Below are 2,648 nucleotides of genomic sequence, written 5' to 3'. Positions count from 1 at the left end.
GGGCCGGGGGGAGTCGGCGCGAGCGGCGCGAAGCCGCGCGCCGGCAGGGCCGCCATGCCAAGCCGTCGAAATCTGCCAAACGGCGGTAGCGGCAAGTGGACGTCAAAGAGGTGCTGCTGCCCAGCATCGGCGTGCGATACGAATTCACCAGCCACGACGGCGAGCGGATCGGGATCATTGCCCGGCGCAGCGGCGAATTCGACGTCGTCCGCTACGCACGCGACGATCCCGACCAGGCCGAGCCGATCTTTCACTTCACCGACGAGGAGGCCGACGCGGTCGCCCAGATTCTGGGTGCACCGCGGATCGCCGAGCTGATCCGCGAAGTACCTGGGCTGGAGTCCGGTCAAGTTCACATACGGGCGGGCAGCCCGTTCGCCGACCGGCCGCTCGGGGACACCCGCGCCCGCACCCGCACCGGTGCGTCGATCGTGGCGATCGTGCGCAACGAGGAGGTGCTGGCATCGCCGGGACCCAGCGAAATGCTGCATGCAGACGACGTACTGATCGTGGTCGGCACCGAAGACGGCATCGCCCAGGTCGTTCAACTCGTCGATAACGGCTGAGCCCGTGCAAATTTCGGCGCCGCTGCTGTTGCAACTCGGCGCCGTCCTCACCGCGCTTGCATTGCTGGGTACGGTGGCTCGCCGGTTCGCGCTCTCCCCGATACCGCTGTATCTGCTGACCGGTCTGGCGCTCGGCAACGGCGGCATCACTCCCGTGACGACCGCGGGTCATTTCATCACCACTGGCGCGCCGATCGGTATCGTGCTGCTGTTGCTGACTTTGGGGCTGGAGTTCTCCGCGACTGAATTCGCCAGCAGCTTACGTCACCACTTACCCTCTGCTGCAGTTGATTTCATCTTGAACGCAACGCCCGGTGCCCTGGCCGGATGGCTGCTCGGTGTCAACGGCGTCAGCATCCTCGCGCTGGCCGGCGTCACCTACGTCTCTTCCTCCGGTGTAATTGCGCGGCTGCTGAAGGACCTGCAGCGGCTCGGTAACCGCGAAACACCGGCCGTGCTTGCGGTGCTGGTGCTCGAAGATTTCGCGATGGCGGCCTTTCTGCCGCTGGAGGCGGTTCTCGGGGCCGGGCGTGGCTGGCTGCTCGCGGTTGGTGGCATGGCCGCCGCGGTCGCCGCGCTATGCGTCGCGTTCGCCGCGTCATATCGCTGGGGCCACCACTTCGGCCGGCTCGTGGCGCATCCGGATAACGAGCAACTGCTGCTGAGGGTTGTCGGAATCACCTTGATCGTTGCCGCGCTGGCTGAGGAGATGCACGCCTCGGCCGCCGTGGGTGCCTTCCTGGTCGGCCTCACCCTCACCGGTGAAACCGCGGATCGGGCCCGCAAAGTGCTGGGCCCGCTGCGCGACCTGTTCGCCGCGATCTTCTTCGTCGCGGTCGGGCTGCCGGTGAATCCCGCGCAGTTGTTACCGACGCTTCCGATCGCCTTGTTGCTGGCCGCGGTCACCTCAGCGACGAAGGTGGCCACCGGAATGTTCGCCGCCCGACGCGAGGGAGTGGCGCGGCGCGGGCAATTGCGTGCCGGCGCAACGTTGATCGCCAGGGGCGAGTTTTCGCTGATCATCATCGGCCTGGTTGGCTCGTCGGGCGCAGGGATTTCGGCATTGGCTACGACGTACGTGTTCGTGCTGGCGATCGTCGGGCCGGTAATCACCCGTTTCACCGGCGGCCCCCGCCCGGCGAGCGTCCACAAGACCTAGGCCGGCTTAGCCGATGTGCAGGGCGACGACCTGCCAGCGTCCGCCCGCGACCCTTTCGATGCGGCAGGCGATGGCATGGATGCGGCGCCCGCGGCTATAACTTCCGAATACCTCGGCCGCGCCGGCCCGGTCCGGGCCGCCCACCGGCTGCAGCCGCAACCGGCGTAACACGGCCGCGCCGTCATTGCCGGCCGTGAACCGGTTGGCGCGCAGCACCGAGTCGACGAGGCCGGCGGCCAGCAGCCCCTGTAGTTGTGCAACCGGGCGGCGACGGTCGAGAACTTCAAGCACTCTGCGCAGCGAGGCATCGGCGAAGCACGCCGCTTGCCGCATCGGCGCAGACATCGTCGGCGATCGGCCGGCGACAACGGGCTGACCGGAATGTCGTTGCTGCACATGCGTATTGGGCCGCCGCAGCGTTGTTGGTGACGGCGGCGAGCAGCGACGGACATCGCGCGCGGGCGGTTCATAATCGACGACGGGCATCACCGCGAACGCGTCACGGCCGGACGGGCTGGGGCTGGTCAACACTGCATTCTCCCGATGTTTACGAAGGGGCCGAAAAAGTAGGCCTGCGGGAGAGAGGCAGACAACTGTGATGATGATCGCACAATCGCGGCGGGCGTGTACCCGGGCTGCAGCGGGCCCGCGGAGACGGTTACCGTGAGCGGCAGATTGATCGGTTCGGTGAATTCACAAGGGATTGCAAGAGGAGACGCGACGTGGCGAGGTTGTCCACTTCGGACGCGTCGTTCTATCAGCTGGAGAACACCGCCACCCCGCTGTATGTCGGCTCGCTGGCGATTGTGCGGCAGCCGCGCGCCGGGCTGAGCTACGAGGCGTTGCTGGCAACGGTTGAGCAGCGGCTGCCACAAGTACCGCGCTACCGGCAGAAGGTCCGCGAAGTGACCATGGGTTTGGCC

4 protein-coding genes are annotated in these 2,648 nt (G+C 67.0%); 3 read left to right on the top strand and 1 reads right to left on the bottom strand.

The features are described 5' to 3' along the window. Positions 1-95: 95 nt before the first annotated feature. Both WB785_RS23935 and WB785_RS23930 read left to right on the top strand, forming a co-directional pair. Positions 96-566 (top strand): cation:proton antiporter regulatory subunit, encoded by a 471-nt coding sequence (locus WB785_RS23935; protein WP_424082454.1) that lies wholly within the window; start codon positions 96-98, stop codon positions 564-566. A 4-nt stretch (positions 567-570) separates the two neighbouring features. Next, complete coding sequence (locus WB785_RS23930) at positions 571-1,725, top strand: cation:proton antiporter (protein WP_424082452.1); 1,155 nt, start codon at positions 571-573, stop codon at positions 1,723-1,725. A gap of 6 nt (positions 1,726-1,731) precedes the next feature. Here WB785_RS23930 and WB785_RS23925 read toward each other — a convergent pair whose 3' ends face one another. After that, complete coding sequence (locus WB785_RS23925; protein WP_424082455.1) at positions 1,732-2,211, bottom strand: Rv3235 family protein; 480 nt, start codon at positions 2,209-2,211, stop codon at positions 1,732-1,734. A 236-nt stretch (positions 2,212-2,447) separates the two neighbouring features. On the opposite strand from WB785_RS23925, the gene WB785_RS23920 reads away from it, so the two are divergent. After that, positions 2,448-2,648: wax ester/triacylglycerol synthase domain-containing protein (locus WB785_RS23920; protein ID WP_424082451.1), on the top strand; the 201-nt coding region annotated here is incomplete at its 3' end.

The sequence above is a fragment of the Mycobacterium sp. genome (genome assembly GCF_049585075.1).
Lineage (GTDB): Bacteria > Actinomycetota > Actinomycetes > Mycobacteriales > Mycobacteriaceae > Mycobacterium.
This window is presented reverse-complemented; position numbering and strand designations above follow the sequence as displayed.

What these genes read in the sequence shown, in the direction of transcription:
- WB785_RS23925 (WP_424082455.1), bottom strand. Translation starts at nt 2,211, where the DNA reads ATGCCCGTCGTCGATTATGAACCGCCCGCGCGCGATGTCCGTCGCTGC.